We start from the raw sequence: 19,047 nt of genomic DNA on the forward strand, positions 1-19,047 counted from the left end.
GAGCTTATGTTATGAAACATATAATCGCTGCCGCCGTGTCTATGCTGCTTTTATTCGCTTTTTTTGTTGATACAGCGATCGCCGGGCAAAACGTCAGCTCTCTGTTTGTGGCAGGGGATTCTATTTCGACCGGCTATAATCTTGAAAATTATTTTTCAAAAGGCAGAGAGTTTACCTATAATTATGCAAACAGGCTGAAGACTGAATATTCCTGTCCGCTTGTCAACCGCGCGATAGACGGTCAGAAGGCTTCTCAGCTTTCGGATGATTTTCTTAACGGCGAATACGATAATGATATATCCGGTTGCGGTGTGTTTATCATGTCAATCGGCGCCAACGATTATCTCGGTGCTCTTCAGGTATTCCTTTCGGCATCCGGTTCCTCAATTGATTTTTCACGCCTTGCAGACCGTGAATATCTGAATTCACTTGCTGAAGTTTTTGCGTCACCATTGCTTGCGGCGGCTTTTTCCGGGCTGGATGAATCGGTATATGACAACATTATAAATATCATATCGCGTATAAAAAATATCAATCCCGACGCTCTTGTGATTGTACACACGATATATAATCCCTTTGACGGAATTGATGGCATGGACTTACTTGCGCAGCTTATGAACGGATATCTTGATCTTGTGAATGGTCGTATCCGTGACGGAGCGCAGGAAAACGGATATACATATATTGATGTCTGCGCGGCTTTTGCGGGAAAAGCGTCGCAGTATATAATACGCGGTGATATTCACCCGACATTATCCGGTCATGAGCTCATCGCCTCATTATGTAAAGAAAAAATTGATGATTATTGCTCTGAATCAGTTGATTCTTCCAATGATGCCGGAAATATTCCACCTGCCCAGACTCAGACCACAGACATTGAAACGGAAGAAAACACCGCCGATGATTATGTGACTCAAACCGATATGGGCGATATTAACGACCCGGGAGCGGATCAGGATGAAATAAAGGATAATAAAATAACAAAAATATTTATTTCAATATGCGCGGTCATAGCTCTTGCTGCGGTTGCATCAGCTGTTATATTGCATAAAAAAGGCAAAAAACGATGAAATTTAAATTGAAAATAGGTCCAAGCTCTGAAAGCGATATAATTCTGCCGCGTAAAATCGCGGAGCTTCTTCCGGGTACGGATATTGTCGAATCTAAGCTTATAATATATTTATACGCCGCTTGTTCAGACGGTCTATCGCAGTTTGATGCTGCTTCTTTATCCGGAAAGCTTCCGGAGGAATTTGAAAAAGATGAAATTGCGCGCGCTCTCAGCTTTTGGCGCGGCGCCGGAGTTATAGAGATCGCTGGGAAAAAAGCGCCAAAAATTGCTGATATGCTTCCCGTGGAAACGGATAAAACCAAGATAACAGTTACTTCCGGCTTGCAGACGCGCGCTCCGCTTTTTGATCCCGAGAAAAAACCTTGTTATACCTCAGAGGAACTGTCAGCGGCGATCGATAATAAAAAAGAATTTAAACAGCTGCTGGCATTTACAGAAACTCGTGTTAAAAAGCCGCTTAATACCACCGAGCTTTCCATACTGTATTCGTTTTACGATTATCTGGCTCTTCCCACGGATGTTATAATGCTTGCCACCGAGCATTGTGTTGCTGAAGGAAAGAAATCGCTCAGATATATCGAAAAGCTGCTTATTGCGTTTTGTGAAAACGGAATCAATACATACGACGCCGCTGAAGCTTATATACAGCGGTATGTTAAATACAAGAGCTTTGAAGGAAAGCTGCGTGCTATGTGCGGTATCGGCGAACGTGAGCTTACCAAAAATGAAAAGACCGCCGTCGGCGAATGGTCACAGGATAAATTCTATACTGACGAGCTTATTAAATGCGCTTATGAAATAACGGTCAACGCTATAAACAAACCTTCCATATCATATATGAAAAAGGTCATGGATCGCTGGCGCGCCGACGGAATCGACACGCCGGAAAAGGTTGCCGAAGAATATTCTAAATCGAAATCAGCTGCTTCGTCATGTGATCGTAGCTTTGATACAGGCGATTTCTTTCAGGCGGCTGTTGAAAAGGCCAGACGTGCCTGATTATAAGAAACGCAGCTTCTTCGAAAAGCCTATGTCAAGAAACTCAATTAAATATAAGCGAATTAAATACAGCGAGACCCATTATTGAAGTTTTTGCAGAGCTTTTTAAAAAGCAACCGTATCTCCGCCTCCTCTCTTAGAAATAATGTAAAGGTGTAAAAGCCATGAGCTACAGCAGAGAAACAATCATCCGCGTTACCGATATGTTTAAAACAAAGCCGGCAAACGCGCGCGCCATGGCGCAGAAGCGTCGGGAAGAAGTAAGCAGTCTTTTCCCCGAGATTAAAAATATTGATATGAAGCTTGAAAAGACGGGATCGAAAATATTCGCGGCCATTTCGGCCGGCGGTTCGGATATGAACGCAAAGCTTGAGGAACTTAAGAAAGAAAACCTGATGCTGCAGGCTGAGAAGGGCGATATTCTTGCTTCTCACGGCTTTCCGAGGGATTATACTCATGTAAAATACGAATGCAATTTATGTTCTGACACGGGATATGTCGGCATAGATATGTGTTCGTGTATGAAAAAAGCTTTAAACGAGGACAGCTTTTTATCGAGTGGTCTCGGCAGACTGGCTCAGACGCAGGATTTTACTAATTTTGCGTTTTCCCGCTTCACAAAAACGCCTAAAGCAGGCAAACAAGCCTCCGAATATGACATAATGCTGACTAATTACAATTCATGTCTCGCATATGCCGATTCCTTTGGAAATGAAAGCGGCTCTCTATTATTTATCGGAGGAACAGGGCTGGGAAAAACTCATCTGTCCGGCGCAATAGGGAAAGCTGTGATAAAAAAAGGCTATCACACCGTTTACGAAAGCGCACCGAACATACTTCTTGCTTTCGAACGAGAAAGGTTCGGTAAAAGTCAGGATATTGACACAGGCAAATATTTTACCTGTGATCTGCTGATAATAGACGACCTCGGAACAGAATTTGCTAACCGCGTGGCTTTATCTGATATATACAATATTATCAATTCCCGTCTGGTTGACGGCCGTCCGATGATAATAAGCACTAATTTAAATTATGTGCAGCTTGAAAAGCAGTATGAACCACGTATGATTTCCAGATTGTTCGGAGAATTCAAGGTGCTTTTATTTGAAGGAGTGGATTACCGCCGGGCAAAGGTCTGACAGTTTTATAAAAGAAAAAGCCCGCGGCTTTATGGGCTGGGGCTTTTTCTTATGCCATGTCTTTGAGCTTTGTTTGCTTAACCGAAGTAAGGTTCCGGGTCGACTTCGACTCCGTTTAGCAGTACTGAAAAGTGGAGATGGGGCAATTCCGCGCATTCAATAAGAGCGCTTTCGCCGACTCCGGCGATTATTTGTCCTGTGCTCACACGCACTCCCTCTCCTATTTCCTGCGGGAAAACGTCGGATAGATTCTGATAAACCGATTTCAGTCCGTTTTCATGATTAATTGTGATTGTATATCCCATCAGGGGATCTTCGGTAATGCTTTCTACAAATCCGTCTGAAAAGCATTTAACGCCGTCACCGACGGAGCAGGGGATGTCCACACCGTTGTGAACTCTGTAATCATTCATTGTGGTGGAAAATACGAGCGTATCGCCTGAAAAAGCTTTGGAAACCGTACCGTTTATCGGTTTTGCGTAGGTTCTTACATAGGGCGGGTCAACCGATACCGGCTTGTCCTGGGTATTGTTATTTTCTCCGGCCGGATTTGTTTCAACAGGATTATCTACCGGGTTTTCGTTGTTATTGCCTGTCTGGGCCGCCGGAGCATCGTTTGTCTGAGGATTGTCTACCGGAGATTGGGTTTGCGGAGGGTTTACGGCTGAAATCGGGGGAGTGTTACCGGGATTGGAAATATCGAACATGTTTTTTATCGCCGAATAAGTGGCGATACATATGACGGCGAGAATACACAGCGCAAGGGCTATGTATAAGCCCCCGCCCTGAGCCACGCCGCGTTTCTTAGACGGCTTTTTGTTTTTATTGTCCTGCATCGGAAAATCTCCTCTTCTTTTTTTCGTCATGCTTAGTTTATCCCATGTAATGCGTTTTATTCAAAAAGATTGCGAATTTCATTGACGAGATATTGTGCTTCTTTAATCGTGTTGGAAATGCCGACACTTATTCTGACTGCACCGTTCGAAGACGTCTTTATGGCCGTATGCGCTTTCGGCGCGCAGTGCATGCCGCCCCTGACACAGATTCCTCTGCTGTTCAACATATCACAGGCAATTTCGCATGACATTTTTGTATTGAACAAAATTATGCTTCCGCCGCAATCCGGCGAATACAATCGAATGGATTTCATTTCACTCAGCTGATCATAGATAAAATGTGTCAGATCTGCTTCATGCTTTCTTATGCTGTCGGTTCCTGTACGATTTATTAATTCAATACCTTTACCGAGAGCTATTATTGCAGGAACCCCGGGAGTGCCCGCTTCAAACCGCTCCGGCGGTTCCTGAGGCATCGTATGGAGCTGCGGATTGACTCCGCTTCCGCCGAACATGGTTGAATCAGGCATTATACGCGATGTGTCAGACAAGATCATCGCTCCGCACCCCATGATTCCCAGCAGTCCTTTATGTCCCGGAACGCAGAGTATGTCTGCTCCCGAATCAGGCAGAGAAAATGGAAAATGCCCGGCTGCCTGCGAACCGTCTAATATAAAGGGTATATCAAGCCGTTTTGCAATTTCGCCGATCTCGCAATAAGGCGATGTTTCACCGGTTGTGTTTGTGCATGCGGAAAGGCATATCATTCCGGTCTGTTTATCGGCAAGCGACATAAGCTGAGAAATTACGGCATCTCTGTTTGAAAATGGAGCGCTTATGAATTTGATATCAATATTATATCCATCTTTTAACGCGTAAAGCGGTCTTAAGATAGAATTATGCTCCCAAACAGAGGTTATTACGTTAAATCCCCATCCTTTGACCGCGGCGATTGCCGAAGCGGAGCCAAGTATGGCTTCATTAAGCGCGCTGGTTGCATTATACGTGAATGCTGCATTTTCCGGCGAATTAACTCCAAAAAACAAACAAAGATCTTTGCGTATATTATATATTGCTTCGGATGTATTTATCGCGGGATCATGGCCGCTGCGCCCCGGGTTTCCAAACGGTCCACGCAGAAATAATTCCACTGCTTTCGTCACTTCCGCGGAGACCGGGTATGAGGTCGCAGCATTATCAAAATATATGGGTTTCATTATTTCACCCCTGAAAGCTTGACGCCGCCCTCGCTTAATATCCGTATTATTTCGTCACGGGACGATGCTGTTACATAAATTCCATAACCGCACGAATGCTCCGGCGAGCGAACGACGCGGCATTTAATGCCTTTTAAATTGAGTAAGGTATTGGCTTTGTGCGCATATGTCACAGAGTTCATTCCTATATAGAAAGTATCCAAATTATAATTCATTCCTTTCAGCGCTGTATATCGGAATAATACGCGTAATATTATTTTATTGCCTTTCAGTTATTGAAAACTTCGTAATGTTCGCACATGCTTCCGAAGACGTTTTGCGCGTTTTACTATAATATATGATATGCCCGTTGAACTGAAACTGATTATTCTCAAGGAGACAGAATTTTGACAGAACAAAAGCGACCATCGAATAGGAATATAGGATTTATTTTGCTTGTCGCGGTGACATGCGTTGCGCTTATGGCGGCGTTTGAGATTATCTGGAAGCCGTCTTATATAATTAAAGCTGGTGTTAAGATCGTGTTGCTTTTGATTATACCTCTGGTTGTGACATTTTCTTTCCGCTGCTGTTCCGGCGTTAATAAAGTTGCCATCGGCTTTATGAGAGCATTGAAACCGGGAATTAAAACTGGTATAATAGCAGTAACAATAGGAGCCGCGGTTTATGCTTTTATCATAATAGCTTATCTGCTCCTTAGAAACATAATTGATCTCTCCCGCGTGACCGACGCGCTGGCAAACGGTGTCGGAGTTGGCAAAGATAATTTCCTGTATGTATCGCTGTATATTGCCTTTGTGAATTCATTGATCGAAGAGGTTTTTTTTAGGGCATTTTGCTTTTTTGGCTTAAAGACATTGATTCCGAGGAGAAAAGCATATCTTTTTTCATCTGTATTATTTTCCGTATATCATGTATCGATGCTGATCGGATGGTTTTCTATTCCTATTTTTGCGGCGGTGCTCATTGCGTTGGTGGCGGCCGGAGTTATTTTTATCGGAATCGACGAAGCATTCAACAGTGTGTTTGCCTCTTGGGCGACGCATTGCTTTTCCAATTTAGCTGTTAATACTATCGGATTGGTGCTTCTTAAAATAATATAAATTCAAAAGGAGTCGTATGCCATATGACAAATGAAAAAAATTTATATATCGTATTTTCGCACACATCCACAAGAATCGGCGGAATAATCAGATTAATGACAGGAAATTTTTATAACCATGCATCGCTTGCTCTTGATCCGTCGCTGGAAAAGCTTTATTCATGCGCGAGATACCGTAAAAACGTGCCTCTTGCCGGCGGCTTTGTAGTTGAAACGCCAAAAAGATATATGTGCGACCACGCTTACATTCCGATAAAAATATGCTGTCTGTCCGTTTCTAACGAGAGATATGAAAAAATTAAATCCGAGATTTCCGTGGCAGCGGAAAATCCCGGATATATAATATACAACACTTATGACGCGCTTGCCTGTATCTGCGGATTCAGATACAGGATAAATCACGCCTATACCTGTATCAGTTTTGTCGCCGCCATGCTCGACCTTGAAGAAATAGCTATGATACCACAGCTTGAAGAGTTACTTTCCAATTATGTTATATACGAAGGGATGCTCGGGGATTACACAGATATCAGGCAAGGCATTAAAGATGACAGGTTTTTCATTCCAACCGGCTTTGCGTCTGCGTGCAGCGAGACGTTTTCGCATTTTAAAAATCTTGAGCGTCGCCGCCACGGCTTTACTGACGCATAAAGACTGAATAATCGCCTCTTTCTTCACCGAAAAATTCCTCTTTGAGGGATTTTTCTTTTTTATTGTTGATCTGAAAGCGCGATTTACCCGGCAGGAAGCTTAAAGACATTACTCCGTATCTGAGAGCGTCCGGAGCATGAGTAAATTCGTGCGGAGTTCTCGACGCGTCTTCGGCTTCGTACTTGTCGAAGGTGAGCTTCGGTAGCGTCCTAATCAGATTTGTACAGCAGGAAAAGATCGCAAAACGCGTTTTAATATTATCATTGCTGATATTGCCGTCATTGCTATACTCAATTTCGGTGTGCAGAAATTCGCGCAGCCTTCGCCATCCGGCGATTCTTGCATTATCTGCCGCAGTCAGCTTTGATAGCCCTGACGCGCGCATTACGTCAAAGCCGCTCATTCCGCTTTCCTGCCTCCTTCCGGCAAGATCAGGGCTCGCGCATATGTATCGCACTATATCGTTTTTCTGCGCTTCCGCGATCCGTTTTGCCGCTTCCGAAAGAATCAGATCCGGCTCGTATAGCTCACGGTATACATAAAGTTTACCGAGATCAGGCGGATAACACAGCCAAAGGCAGGCCGTCATATCAAGTCCGTAATCCAGGCATGCGAATCTAAGCCAGTCAGAGGGGATAACGAATGGTTCGCAAACATGTAAATCGCGTGTGAATTCCGGAAAATATTGCCCCTCGAATGCGTCCCAGTCACCGTCGAGCATGGCTCTTCTGCGGATAGGAGGGAGACTTTTCAAGTTCCGGATATAATCAGGATTATGCTTCATTATAAATTCATTATCGTAAACAGTGGATCTTATAAAAACATAATCCTCCGCGGATTCGCCTTCGTGAAAATCCTTGTCGATAAACAGACGCTTGAACCATGCGTGACCTACTCCGCCCGGATTGCAGGTAAAGTACATACGCGGACAGAATTCCGCCTTCATCATACCCGATACGCGGCAGCATTCCGTCATAGCCATATATTGTTCTTCGGTGAATTGTGTCGCTTCCTCCATGCCTATGCAGTCATATGACTGCCCCTGATATTGGAGCGCATCAAATTTATCCGCGAGATAACCTAATTTAATACGGCTTGTGTTTGGGAAGATGAATTCCTTTGTGCTGTCACGGTATTTAGCGATGCCGTACAGTATCTTTCTCATCGGGTTAATATGATTTTCGCGCAGCTCCGGGAAGTTACGTCGTAAAAGCAGGATTTGTATACCGCTGAGATTCAAAGCAAGCAAAATAAGCTTTGTCCTCATCGCATAGCTTTTTCCTCCGCCTCTTGCACCTCCATAAGCTATCCTTCGCGCGTCAGCTGTGAAGAATTTTTCCTGAGGAGGGAAGGGACGGAGTGATTTTATATATTTATCTGTTCTTTTCAAATTATAATACCGTTCCTTTGTTGATTTACAGCATACTGATGTTTATATCTTCTAATATAAAATTAAAGCTAAATTTCATTTTAAGCGTTCTATTGGTTTTGCATAATCTGTATTTTTACGGCGGTTACTCCGCTTACAGCGGCTTAAATTTACGAAATATATAATATTTTATGATAATTTTGGATAACCTAAGATCGCTCTTGACATATATGTAACGTTGATGTATAATAAAAGCATAAACAGGGGTGCGAAAGCTGAGATGGATATATTTTATATCCGAACCCTATAACCTGATATGGATAATGCCGGCGTAGGGAGTTTATTATGTGTTTGCTTCTTCATGCACGGGTTTCCGTGCTTTTTTTGCGCGGATCCCGTATTTGAAAAGTCTTCCGGACCTATCGCAGAGCTGTCGCATATCACGCGCTTTGCGCAGAAAGGAAGAAAAAATGCAGACCGCAAAATATTCAAAGACAAGAACGCTTGTCGAATGCTCAATTCTCATCGCCGCCGCGACCGTGCTGAGTTTTATTAAAATTTATGAAGCTCCGCTCGGAGGGTCCGTAACGCTTTTCTCTATGGTTCCGATCATCGTGATTTCATTCAGACACGGTGTCAAATGGGGGCTTGCGAGTGGCTTCGTATATTCCGTGATACAGGCTCTTCTCGGAATTTCCGTGCTCGCATATGTGCCTACCGCAGTCGGAATAGTTATATCGACACTGCTTGATTATACTATCGCTTTTACCGTAATCGGTCTCGCGGGCATATTTAAAAATATAAAATTAACAACCTCGGAATCGGCAAACAGCTATATAGGAGCAATGCTGGGCGCGTTTTCGGTATGTGTCCTGCGTTTTATAAGCTCATATTTATCCGGGGTGGTCGTATGGTATGAAATAACCAAAAACGGCGACTGGAACGAATATGTTCATACCGTAGGCGCATGGCTTTATTCATTTGTATATAATATCACCTATCTCGGACCGGAGACGGTGCTTGTTCTGATCGCAATGGCTGTTATTGTCCGTGCCGGATTTATTAAACAGCGCGAAAAAATTAAATCATACACTTTTTAAAGCGCATATATTAAAAACGGTTTACTTTCACGGCATTTATTAACATGGCAATTAAATAAATCTTGTTTTATAGCGGTAATTATTCAATTTTCGAGAAAACAAATAATTGCGTCAATATATGGTTAATCCTGAAATTACAATGCAATAAGCGGTGCTTTCGGTATATGACAATCCGATGCGCCGCTTATTTAATGCCCGCTGAACAATCATAAAACACATACGACAGTAGGTGGCAATCAATGGATACTATACCGTTCGAAAATGGCATTATTGAGTAGATATTATTTACCCCATTTTTCGAATAAACACAGTGATTCGTCGTCGCTTTCTTCGTCTGATGATGCGGCAGCTTTCGACCAGCGCGGAAAATTTATTTCAAGAAAGAGTTTTGCGCCGGAAAATGAATCTTTATTAAAAAGCCTTTCTTCGGCATAAGATTCAATCAGGAGCAGAGATCTTTTTACAAGCTGCATACATTTCGGATTATTTATATTAGTTATTTCCTCCGTTCCGGAAAGCCCTATTGCACAACAATATCCTGTGACCGTATAAGGCAGCTTATCGGACATATCTTGTATAATTGCGCCGTTTTTATCACGAACCGGCACGATTCTGCTTTTGAAATATGCCTCAGAAAGCTTTTTCAGCTTTTTATAATTATTTTGCTCATTTCCATTGTCCATTAATATTGAAAATCCTTTGTCATTAATTCTTTCATCAGAAATTTAATCTGAAAATTTAACAATCATTATTAAAATCGAAAAGCCCATATACCGGAGACTTTTCTCATAAAAAAACATTAATTATTAAATACTACATACGACAAATGACATACAATGACGATTACGGGTTTGTTAGCTGAGTTTAATGATAAATTAAATTATAACTCTTTTCATATAATTTCATGTTGAAAATATTATAATAATCGGTATAATAAAGTGTATAGACAATTTCAATTCAAAAATTATTGCGAAAATTTTATTCAAAGGACAACAAATGGGATTCACGGAGCTTTTTCTGATTGCCGTCGGGTTATCAATGGACGCCTTTGCGGTATGTATCTGCAAGGGACTAAATATGAAAGAAGTAAATTATCGCAGCGCTCTTTTAATGGCTGTTTTTTTTGGCGGATTTCAGGCGCTCATGCCGCTGATAGGATGGCTGACAGGCTCGAGGTTTCAGCGCTATATAACCGATTATGATCACTGGATAGCTTTTTTGCTTTTGGGCATTATCGGAGGTAAAATGATTTTGGATGCCCTGAAGCCTGACAGCGGTAAAGATAACATAAATAAATCCGATTGTAAAACCGAAATGGAAAATAGCAATGGTATAATAACAATAAAAGAGCTTTTTGCTCTCGCTGTGGCAACAAGCATTGACGCTCTTGCAGTCGGTATTACCTTCGCGCTGCTTCCCGATATAAATATATGGGTTTCAATAACAACAATAGGAGTGACAACATTTGTTCTTTCCGCACTCGGAGTTGTGGCGGGAAACAGGATCGGTAATAAATATGAAAAGAAAGCAGAGCTTGCGGGAGGCATAATTCTTGTATTGATCGGGTTGAAAATTCTTTTAGAGCATCTTATCTTTTATTAAAAATTCATATTCCAGAGACTATTCACATAAAAAGCGTGAGTATTTGATTGCGCGTCACTGTTTAACGAAATCGCGGTATTGAATTTACTTTGCATTTGTGATAAAATAATACTTAATAGTTTTTTGAAAGGCACGGATTAACAATGTCGCAACAGCTTGATAAAATTTACGATCCCAAAAGCTTTGAAGAGCGCCTTTATAATACATGGGAGAAAAAAGGTTATTTCACACCCGATGACGACCATTCAAAGACGCCCTTTTGTATAGTAATACCGCCGCCAAACGTCACTGGCCAGCTTCATATGGGGCATGCTCTTGACAATACTCTTCAGGATATTATCATCCGTACAAAGAGGATGCAGGGATATAATGCACTATGGATTCCCGGCACGGATCACGCCGGCATAGCTACTCAAATAAAGGTTGAGGAAAGCCTTCGCAAAAACGAAGGTATTTCCAGATATGATCTTGGCAGAGCAGAGTTTGTTAAACGCGTTTGGAAATGGAAGGAGCTTTATGGAAACAGGATAATTGAGCAACTTAAAAAGCTTGGATCTTCCTGCGACTGGACAAGGCTCAGATTCACGATGGACGATAATCTTTCAGAGGCTGTCAAAAAAACTTTCGTTTCACTGTATGAACGCGGACTGATATACAGAGGCTACAGGATAATCAACTGGTGTCCGAAATGCGCGACCGCGCTTTCCGACACTGAGGTTGATTATAAGGAGCTTCCCGGGCATTTCTGGCATATCAGGTATCCTTTTGAGGATGGAAGCGGTTATGTGGTCATTGCCACGACACGTCCCGAGACAATGCTCGGAGATACTGCCGTCGCGGTTCATCCGGATGACGAAAGATATAAATCAATAGTAGGGAAGAACCTTATTTTACCGCTTGTCGGGCGCAAAATACCTGTTATCGCCGATGAATATGTCGATAAGGACTTCGGAACCGGCTGTGTCAAGATCACGCCGTGTCATGATCCCAACGATTTTGAGGTTGGTATACGTCATAATCTCGAAATGATCGTCATGCTGGACGGAAACGCAAGGATTAATAATAATGGCGGTAAATATGAGGGAATGGACAGATACGAAGCAAGAAAAGCGATTGTTCAGGATCTCGAAGCGGCCGGACTTCTTGTCAAGGTCGAAGAGCATTCACACAATGTCGCTCATTGCTATCGCTGCGGAACCGTTGTGGAGCCGATATCAAGCCGCCAATGGTTTGTAAAAATGAAGCCGCTTGCCGAGCCGGCAATACAGGTCGTCAAAGATAACAAGCTTGAATTCATTCCGGATCGCTTTTCAAAGATTTACCTTAACTGGATGGAAAACATTCACGACTGGTGCATTTCGCGCCAGCTCTGGTGGGGTCACCGCATTCCGGCGTTTTACTGTGACGACTGCGGCGAAATGAGCGTCTCCCGCGATGATCTCAAGATCTGTCCGAAATGCGGAAGCAAAAACATTCATCAGGACGAGGATGTGCTTGACACCTGGTTTTCCTCTGCGTTGTGGCCGTTTTCCACGCTCGGTTGGCCGAACAAAACCAAAGATCTCGAATATTTCTATCCGACGAGCGTTCTTGTAACCGGCTATGATATAATAACCTTCTGGGTAAGCAAGATGATCTTCTCCGGACTGGACGCGATGAACGAAATACCGTTCAGATATGTCTGCGTCCATGGTTTGGTTAGAGATTCACAGGGCAGAAAGATGTCAAAGTCACTCGGCAACGGTATCGATCCGCTTGAAGTTATCGACAAATATGGCGCAGATGCGCTGCGTTTTACGCTTGCTACCGGTAATTCACCCGGAAACGATATGCGATTCAACCCCGAAAGAGTTGAGGCGGCACGTAATTTTGCAAACAAGATATGGAACGCCGCGAGATTCATTCTTATGAACCTTGATATTGAAGAAGTCGTTTCGCCGCTTTCTGCTTCATTAGAGATAGGGCTTGCACAGGAGGATAAATGGCTTCTTCATAAATTCAACGCGCTTATTGCCGATGTCACAGAAAATATCGATAAATACGAGCTTGGAATTGCGCTTTCAAAGCTGTATGATTTTTTCTGGGATGTGTTCTGCGACTGGTATATAGAGCTTGTGAAGCCCAGGCTTTCAGATAAAGATTGTCCGAGCAACAAAGCCGCTCAGAATACGATTACCTATGTATTCACCGAAGCTCTCAAGCTGCTGCATCCGTTTATGCCGTTCATCACCGAAGAAATTTATCTCACGCTTCCGCATGGCAGCGAAAGCATAATGATTTCACAGTGGCCGAAGGTAGATCCGGATTATGACTTTGCCGTGGACGCGGATAACACTCAAAAGGCGATTGAGCTTATCCGGCTGATACGCAACCGTCGCGCGGAAATGAATGTACCGCCATCCAAAAAGGCTCACATATTCATCAAAACCGACGAAAAGGCCGCTTTTTCAGGCAGCGAGCAATACTTTTCAAGGCTTGCCGGAGCGTCCGGAGTGACTTTTGTCGATGAATTCGACGCCGAAAACAGCGTGGCTGTTGTCTCCGACAGCGCGGTATGCTATATTCCGCTTTCCGAAATGATTGATTTCGACAAGGAGAGGGAACGCATTGCAAAGGAAAACGAGCGGCTCAATTCAGAAATCGAAAGAATAAATAAAAAGCTGTCAAACGCCGAATTTGTTTCAAAGGCTCCTGAGCGAGTTATAAACGCGGAGCGCGATAAGCTTGCCGGCTATATCAACGCGCTTGAAAACCTGCGTGAAGCCGCAAAGAAGATCGAAATATAATTTTTTAAGCAATTTTTCGCGGAATCATTATAACATTAAACCATGATTTTGATATTCAGTCGGATATTGAATCATGGTTTTATTGTAGTGTAACAATATCGGATATACTTATGTTCACTGTATTTATTTGCATTTTTGTGAGACACTATTTATGCGCTAATATTTATAATCATTGAATGCAACAGAAAAGATTAGCTGTGATTTAGAAATCTCTCCCTATAGTATTGACAATTATATATAAATATGATATAAATATTATGTAATATTGTATTTTAATTAATATGTGGTTTAATGTTATTATGAAGATCAAAAGCGGGTATATTTTTAGAAATATTGCCGATCAGCCTATGGTGATCCCGGTATCTGACAGAATTGCCGATTTCAACGGAATAATATCCCTTAATGAAGCCGGCGCTTTTCTCTGGCGGCTTCTTGAGCCCGGAGCTGAACGCGACGAGCTTATTTCCGCTTTGCTCGGCGAGTATGATTTATCACGTACTGATGCCGAAAAAGACGTAGATGATTTTATAAAGATTCTTTCCGAAAGAAATGTGCTGGAAAATCAATGACGCATATCACGAGGCGCCCGGTCAATGCGACTCTTGAACTGACAGTCAGATGCAATCTAAGCTGTAAAATGTGCCTGGTCCGACGCTCCGCGGAAGATATTTCATCAAGCGGAACAAACGAGCTTAACGCGGATCAATGGCTTTCGCTTGCGCGTGAAATGTTGAATGCGGGGACTCTTTCGTTGTTGATCACAGGCGGTGAGCCGATGCTCCGCTCCGACTTTTCAAAAATATATTCGGGAATCGCATCAATGGGCTTTATCACGTCGCTGTATACAAACGCCACTCTTCTCACGCCTGAGATATGCTCTGTCTTAGAAAAGCATCCGCCGCATAAAATCGGAGTTACCGTATATGGCGCTTCTCCGGAAACATACGGACGAGTATGCGGAAATTCCGGAGCATATGAAAAGATGAAAAATGGAGTCGGTTTTTTAAAACGTCTTCCGTCCGTCATGTCTCTGAGAACAACTATAATAAAAGATAATTTATGCGATCTGGAACGCATACGGGAATTTGCTGTTGAAACAGCGATATCTGCAGGCAAAAAGATTCCCTTCAATATCAGCCGCTTTGTCACAAAGCCGGTGCGCGGCGCGAAAGCGGATGTCGATTCCGTAAGGCTTTCGCCTGAGGAAAATATAAAAATGCTTTTTGGTTCTGCGAAAGAGCTTATACAAAAACTATATATGGACAATTCCGAAGCCGCTGAAAAATTCATTCAAAGAGAGAAATGTATTTCCGAAGAAGATCAGGAAAAATTAAATTCTTCCGAAACCTGTATGTACGGGTGCTCGGCGGGAATAAATTCGTTTACAGTTTCCTGGGATGGAAAGCTTTACGGTTGTCAACTTCTTTCGGATGTATATACATTGCCGCTTGAAAGCGGATTCATAAAGGCATGGGAAGAGCTTCCCGAAAAAGTCGTGTGTTCTTCCGTTCCTGAAAGATGCAAAAAATGCGAGCTTTCACAAAACTGTGTCGCTTGTCCTGCCACAAGACTTGCCGAAACCGGTATGCTCGACGGTTGCCCGGAATATACTCGGCAAGAAGCCGTGTATATGAAAAAACTTATCACAGACACTCTACAAAAAACAAAATTATGACAGGGGGATTGAAATTAAAATGAAAATGAAAAAATACTTACCGCCAACAATAAAGTTCGAAGAGCTTGAGCTTTTCGAAAGAATAGCCGAGGTATGCTGGGGCTATAACAGGGCGACATGGGTAGGTACAAACAGAGACGGAGAGACAGTAACCGTTTCCGCTACATGGACTAACGGCTGCAAGGGCGGCATACCTGCCGAATTTATCGCCGCGCTTGAAGCCGCAAATGTTGATTCAACACAATTCAGCAACAGTATAGCAAATACAAAAGACAGCAGTATTGATTTTCCCGACAGCGTTATCGCATAGACTCTGATGGATATCTGTCAAATAACAACTGAAGGTATGTGCTTTACGATAGGCGGTTTTTGCGTTCGCGCGCAGGATCGTTCTGAAAAAGCAAAAGCATTCAGACTTCCTTCGCGCTTTAACGCATTCGCGGGAAAGCGCGAAGCTGTTTTTACCGACTGGTGCCGTCAGGTTGATCAGACGCTAAAAGTTCCTGTTGAATCGCCGCTTCACATATCGGAATGCGGTCTTGATTCAATGCGGGTTTATAATTCTGAAAAAGGATATATTTTCAGATATCAGCAGCATGGCTGTGAAGAGCTGATACTCGATGTTACGAGCGATTATAAAGCTGTCGATATAATCAAAGACATTACATCGCCGGATTCTCATTTCGATCTCGCGGGAGAACTCGGCAGAATGTTTTCTTATGCCGTTCTGACAGATGCGATTGTTTTTCACGGTGCGGCAATAGAATATAAAGGCACCGGTATTTTGATATGCGCCGCTTCCGGAGTAGGGAAGTCGACGCATGCGGCTTTATGGCGTGATTATGAAAATGCGATAATATTAAACGGAGACAGAGGGCTTTGCCGTGAAACCGATGGCGGAATATATCTGTATGGTTCTCCGTGGTATGGATCGTCCGGAGAATGTATTAACCGCCGGGTGCCGTTGTCGGCTATTGTGCTGCTGGAACGCGGAGACGAGAATCATGCGGAAATTATGCCATCTCCGTCCGCTTTCAAGGCTCTTGCTTGCCGTGCGGCGGCGCCGCTTTGGGATTATAAATATAAATCGCTTGCTGTTGACAAAATATTAAATCTATGCGAAAATATACCGTGTGTAAGGCTTTGCTGCAAACCCGATCCCGACGCTGTCACAACGCTGAAAAACTGCCTTATAAAAACAAACAGTATAGAAGTGTAATTTAATGACAGAAAAAAAGGAAAAAAGAATAGTTGCCTCGCATTTGTTTTTTCCACTTGTAAAATCACTTCTCGGCGAAGGCTATGATGTTAAATTCACTGTAAGCGGAATAAGCATGAGTCCGCTTATCAGGGACAATACGGATGCGGTTATTATTACCGCAATTAACCGTTCTTTGAAAAAGGGCGATATAGTCTTATTCGAATCGCCGTATGAAAAGGACAGATACATACTTCACCGTATAACCAGGATATTCCGCGGCGGAAAGTCGCTTCAGACAACGGGCGATGGCTGCCTTGGACGCGATATGCCGATTAAAACTGATTGCGTTATTGCTATAGTAAATACTATTATCCGCGGAAACATGATTATTGATTGTTCTGCGATCAAATGGAAATTTGTATTCTTTTTGTGGCGCACCGCTTTTCCGATACGTGCGCTTTTAATAGGAGCGATTAACCGCAGAAGCAGAAGCTGAAGAATTACCTATTAAGAAAACAATTGATTGCACAGGCGGTAATCAATGGATGCTGAGGGTAATGCTGTTTTATATTTGCTGTTTAATAACATCTTTTTAATTGAATAAATCCTCCAGATTAATAGTTTTCGTCGCCCATGAAATATCGGCATTGATGTCGTGCGTCGTCATAAGAACGGTGCCAGGAAACTCGCTAAGCGAATGCATCAGCACTTCTTTCGAATAAACATCCAGGTGATTCGTCGGCTCGTCGAGGAGGATGAGATTCACCGGCTTCATCATCGCAAGACACATACGAAGCTTCGTCATTTCTCCGCCGGACAGTGTCCGCACCTGATTAAAAAAATGCGTCTCGTTCAGACCGCAGGAAAACAGCGCCGCCTGCAGCTCTTTCTGTGGTATTTCGGGGTAGTATTCTTTGGCAAATTCAATTACAGTGATCGCGTGCTGTTTGCCTTTTTTTATGCCGAGTCGTTTGCGTTCGAATTTATCAAAATGCGAAAAATTGTTTTCGTAATCCTCCTCCTGCCGCAGGAAAACGGATTCGATATTTTCGCCGAATTCCATATTGCCGCCGACTGCTGGCAAATCGTCGTTAATCGTCTTCAAAATCGTAGTTTTCCCGATTCCGTTAAAGCCCTTGAACACAATCTTTTCACCGCGCGTAACAACAAGCGATAATGGAGGCAGCACGGCGCAGCCATTATATCCAACTTCAAGCGCAGCAAGTGTCATAATTAACCTGGTCGCGCCGTTTGCGTACTTGAATTTGAACTGCGGTTTGACAATCTCGTCCGGCTTTTCAATCCGTTCGAGGTTTTCAAGCATTTTTTTAAGCCATGTCGCCTTTGACTTGCCCTGACCGCCGGGATTGTTATATAAAAATGTTTGAACATATGCTTCCGAACGAGCTATGAATTTGCCCTGTGCGATGCTTTGTTCGTTCTGTATTTCCTCACGATGAGCTTTTTCTTTAACATAAAACTCGTAGTAACCCTCATATACCTTGAATTTTCGATTGGCAATTTCAACAATCTTGTTTGACACGCGATTTAGAAACGCGCGGTCGTGCGATATGATAATATAAGCGCATTTCAAACGGCAGAGATAATCTCCAAGCCAGTTTATATAACTGATGTCTAGAAAGTTTGTAGGCTCGTCCAGAACGAGTAAATCGTTTTCAGTCAAGAGAAGCTTTGCAAGGATCAGCTTCATTTTCATGCCGCCGGATAATTGCGAAACAGTCTTTTCTCTGTCAGAATCAGAAAAGCCGAGACCGAGAAGAACATTGTCAAGCTTTTTTGGTATACGGTCAAATTCGTGCGCATCGAGATACTCCGACATACTCTGCGCGCGGCTGACAGCTTTCATCTGTTCCGCTTCATCAAGCTCCGCAAGGCTCGCATAAATTCTTTCAACTGCGTCATTCATTTTATATAGCTCTGTAAAAACACTGTCGAGATAATCATAGACCGTGATATCCTTGCCGATATCGGCATACTGGTCAAGATACCCGATACGCAGTTTTCCGTTCGATTCAAAGCGCCATTCATCCGGGATAACCTCTCCGGTGAGCATTTTGAGCAATGTCGATTTGCCGCAGCCATTCGGACCGACAAGACCGATACGGTCACTGTCAGTTACCATAAGTTCGGTTTTATTAAAGATACTTTTACCCACAAACGCGTGGGAGAGTTCATATATTTTAAAAATTCGCATAATAATGTCTCCTTTAAAATAAACATGGAAAAACACCGGCAGAATTCTTGCCCCGAATTACAGGGTGAAGTTCTGCCGGTGTT

19 protein-coding genes and 1 riboswitch are annotated in these 19,047 nt (G+C 43.0%); of the genes, 13 read left to right on the top strand and 6 right to left on the bottom strand.

Annotated features, from left to right (window positions below; genetic code table 11):
* Window positions 1-11 precede the first annotated feature (11 nt).
* From VB118_12290 to VB118_12300, 3 genes are all read left to right on the top strand, one after another.
* Window positions 12-1,070 (top strand): SGNH/GDSL hydrolase family protein, encoded by a 1,059-nt coding sequence (locus tag VB118_12290; protein ID MEA4833379.1) that lies wholly within the window; start codon window positions 12-14, stop codon window positions 1,068-1,070.
* On the top strand, window positions 1,067-2,071 hold the full coding sequence (locus VB118_12295; GenBank protein ID MEA4833380.1) for a DnaD domain protein: 1,005 nt from the start codon (window positions 1,067-1,069) through the stop codon (window positions 2,069-2,071). The genes VB118_12290 and VB118_12295 overlap by 4 nt, the downstream gene beginning before the upstream one ends.
* 164 nt (window positions 2,072-2,235) lie before the next feature.
* A complete protein-coding gene (locus VB118_12300) occupies window positions 2,236-3,210 on the top strand; it encodes an ATP-binding protein (GenBank protein ID MEA4833381.1) in 975 nt (324 codons plus the stop codon).
* A 77-nt stretch (window positions 3,211-3,287) separates the two neighbouring features.
* Here the strand turns inward: VB118_12300 and VB118_12305 are convergent, their stop codons facing one another.
* From VB118_12305 to VB118_12315, 3 genes are read right to left on the bottom strand one after another with little or no spacing between them, the layout of a single operon-like run.
* Window positions 3,288-4,076 (bottom strand): peptidoglycan DD-metalloendopeptidase family protein, encoded by a 789-nt coding sequence (locus VB118_12305; GenBank protein ID MEA4833382.1) that lies wholly within the window; start codon window positions 4,074-4,076, stop codon window positions 3,288-3,290.
* 26 nt (window positions 4,077-4,102) lie between these two features.
* Window positions 4,103-5,263 carry an aminotransferase class V-fold PLP-dependent enzyme gene (locus VB118_12310; GenBank protein MEA4833383.1) on the bottom strand — a complete coding sequence of 387 codons (1,161 nt, stop codon included), beginning with the start codon at window positions 5,261-5,263 and terminating at the stop codon, window positions 4,103-4,105.
* Entirely contained in the window at window positions 5,263-5,466 is a 204-nt protein-coding gene (locus VB118_12315; GenBank protein ID MEA4833384.1) for a DUF3343 domain-containing protein, read from the bottom strand. The genes VB118_12310 and VB118_12315 overlap by 1 nt, the downstream gene beginning before the upstream one ends.
* Before the next feature lie 183 nt (window positions 5,467-5,649).
* Between VB118_12315 and VB118_12320 the strand changes: the two genes are divergently transcribed.
* The gene (locus VB118_12320) at window positions 5,650-6,366 is read left to right on the top strand and encodes a CPBP family intramembrane glutamic endopeptidase (protein MEA4833385.1); all 717 of its coding nucleotides are present in this window, start codon (window positions 5,650-5,652) and stop codon (window positions 6,364-6,366) included.
* A gap of 23 nt (window positions 6,367-6,389) precedes the next feature.
* Window positions 6,390-7,016, top strand: coding sequence for a hypothetical protein (locus tag VB118_12325; protein ID MEA4833386.1), 627 nt, complete (start codon window positions 6,390-6,392; stop codon window positions 7,014-7,016).
* Here the strand turns inward: VB118_12325 and VB118_12330 are convergent.
* Window positions 7,003-8,406 (bottom strand): phage terminase large subunit, encoded by a 1,404-nt coding sequence (locus tag VB118_12330; protein MEA4833387.1) that lies wholly within the window; start codon window positions 8,404-8,406, stop codon window positions 7,003-7,005. The two genes, VB118_12325 and VB118_12330, sit on opposite strands and share 14 nt — an antisense overlap.
* Before the next feature lie 231 nt (window positions 8,407-8,637).
* Window positions 8,638-8,740, top strand: a riboswitch (TPP riboswitch).
* Window positions 8,741-8,855: 115 nt separating this feature from the next.
* On the opposite strand from VB118_12330, the gene VB118_12335 reads away from it, so the two are divergent.
* Window positions 8,856-9,485 (top strand): energy-coupled thiamine transporter ThiT, encoded by a 630-nt coding sequence (locus VB118_12335; protein ID MEA4833388.1) that lies wholly within the window; start codon window positions 8,856-8,858, stop codon window positions 9,483-9,485.
* 281 nt (window positions 9,486-9,766) lie between these two features.
* On the opposite strand, the gene VB118_12340 is transcribed toward VB118_12335, so the two are convergent.
* Complete coding sequence (locus tag VB118_12340; protein ID MEA4833389.1) at window positions 9,767-10,168, bottom strand: hypothetical protein; 402 nt, start codon at window positions 10,166-10,168, stop codon at window positions 9,767-9,769.
* A 313-nt stretch (window positions 10,169-10,481) separates the two neighbouring features.
* Here VB118_12340 and VB118_12345 point away from each other — a divergent pair, with 313 nt between their 5' ends.
* From VB118_12345 to VB118_12375, 7 genes are all read left to right on the top strand, one after another.
* Window positions 10,482-11,087 carry a manganese efflux pump MntP family protein gene (locus tag VB118_12345; protein ID MEA4833390.1) on the top strand — a complete coding sequence of 202 codons (606 nt, stop codon included), beginning with the start codon at window positions 10,482-10,484 and terminating at the stop codon, window positions 11,085-11,087.
* Between the two features lie 143 nt (window positions 11,088-11,230).
* Window positions 11,231-13,873 (top strand): valine--tRNA ligase, encoded by a 2,643-nt coding sequence (locus VB118_12350; GenBank protein MEA4833391.1) that lies wholly within the window; start codon window positions 11,231-11,233, stop codon window positions 13,871-13,873.
* Between the two features lie 299 nt (window positions 13,874-14,172).
* Window positions 14,173-14,442, top strand: coding sequence for a PqqD family protein (locus tag VB118_12355; protein ID MEA4833392.1), 270 nt, complete (start codon window positions 14,173-14,175; stop codon window positions 14,440-14,442).
* Window positions 14,439-15,548: a radical SAM protein gene (locus tag VB118_12360; protein MEA4833393.1), complete on the top strand. Its 1,110-nt coding sequence runs from the start codon at window positions 14,439-14,441 to the stop codon at window positions 15,546-15,548. Before VB118_12355 ends, VB118_12360 begins: the two co-directional genes overlap by 4 nt.
* A gap of 19 nt (window positions 15,549-15,567) precedes the next feature.
* Entirely contained in the window at window positions 15,568-15,858 is a 291-nt protein-coding gene (locus VB118_12365; protein MEA4833394.1) for a hypothetical protein, read from the top strand.
* Between the two features lie 6 nt (window positions 15,859-15,864).
* Window positions 15,865-16,767, top strand: a complete 903-nt coding sequence (locus VB118_12370) for a hypothetical protein (GenBank protein MEA4833395.1) — start codon at window positions 15,865-15,867, stop codon at window positions 16,765-16,767.
* Window positions 16,768-16,771: 4 nt separating this feature from the next.
* Window positions 16,772-17,245 (top strand): S26 family signal peptidase, encoded by a 474-nt coding sequence (locus VB118_12375; GenBank protein ID MEA4833396.1) that lies wholly within the window; start codon window positions 16,772-16,774, stop codon window positions 17,243-17,245.
* A gap of 96 nt (window positions 17,246-17,341) precedes the next feature.
* Here VB118_12375 and VB118_12380 read toward each other — a convergent pair whose 3' ends face one another.
* Window positions 17,342-18,964, bottom strand: a complete 1,623-nt coding sequence (locus VB118_12380) for an ABC-F family ATP-binding cassette domain-containing protein (protein ID MEA4833397.1) — start codon at window positions 18,962-18,964, stop codon at window positions 17,342-17,344.
* Window positions 18,965-19,047 lie beyond the last annotated feature (83 nt).

It is taken from the genome of Oscillospiraceae bacterium (genome assembly GCA_034925865.1).
GTDB lineage: Bacteria > Bacillota > Clostridia > Oscillospirales > SIG627 > SIG704.

Coding starts and splice junctions, on each gene's coding strand:
- VB118_12290 (MEA4833379.1), top strand. CDS start 12: ATGAAACATATAATCGCTGCCGCCGTGTCTATGCTGCTTTTATTCGCT.
- VB118_12295 (MEA4833380.1), top strand. CDS start 1,067: ATGAAATTTAAATTGAAAATAGGTCCAAGCTCTGAAAGCGATATAATT.
- VB118_12300 (MEA4833381.1), top strand. CDS start 2,236: ATGAGCTACAGCAGAGAAACAATCATCCGCGTTACCGATATGTTTAAA.
- VB118_12305 (MEA4833382.1), bottom strand. CDS start 4,076: ATGACGAAAAAAAGAAGAGGAGATTTTCCGATGCAGGACAATAAAAAC.
- VB118_12310 (MEA4833383.1), bottom strand. CDS start 5,263: ATGAAACCCATATATTTTGATAATGCTGCGACCTCATACCCGGTCTCC.
- VB118_12325 (MEA4833386.1), top strand. CDS start 6,390: ATGACAAATGAAAAAAATTTATATATCGTATTTTCGCACACATCCACA.
- VB118_12335 (MEA4833388.1), top strand. CDS start 8,856: ATGCAGACCGCAAAATATTCAAAGACAAGAACGCTTGTCGAATGCTCA.
- VB118_12340 (MEA4833389.1), bottom strand. CDS start 10,168: ATGGACAATGGAAATGAGCAAAATAATTATAAAAAGCTGAAAAAGCTT.
- VB118_12345 (MEA4833390.1), top strand. CDS start 10,482: ATGGGATTCACGGAGCTTTTTCTGATTGCCGTCGGGTTATCAATGGAC.
- VB118_12350 (MEA4833391.1), top strand. CDS start 11,231: ATGTCGCAACAGCTTGATAAAATTTACGATCCCAAAAGCTTTGAAGAG.
- VB118_12355 (MEA4833392.1), top strand. CDS start 14,173: ATGAAGATCAAAAGCGGGTATATTTTTAGAAATATTGCCGATCAGCCT.
- VB118_12360 (MEA4833393.1), top strand. CDS start 14,439: ATGACGCATATCACGAGGCGCCCGGTCAATGCGACTCTTGAACTGACA.
- VB118_12365 (MEA4833394.1), top strand. CDS start 15,568: ATGAAAATGAAAAAATACTTACCGCCAACAATAAAGTTCGAAGAGCTT.
- VB118_12370 (MEA4833395.1), top strand. CDS start 15,865: ATGGATATCTGTCAAATAACAACTGAAGGTATGTGCTTTACGATAGGC.
- VB118_12375 (MEA4833396.1), top strand. CDS start 16,772: ATGACAGAAAAAAAGGAAAAAAGAATAGTTGCCTCGCATTTGTTTTTT.
- VB118_12380 (MEA4833397.1), bottom strand. CDS start 18,964: ATGCGAATTTTTAAAATATATGAACTCTCCCACGCGTTTGTGGGTAAA.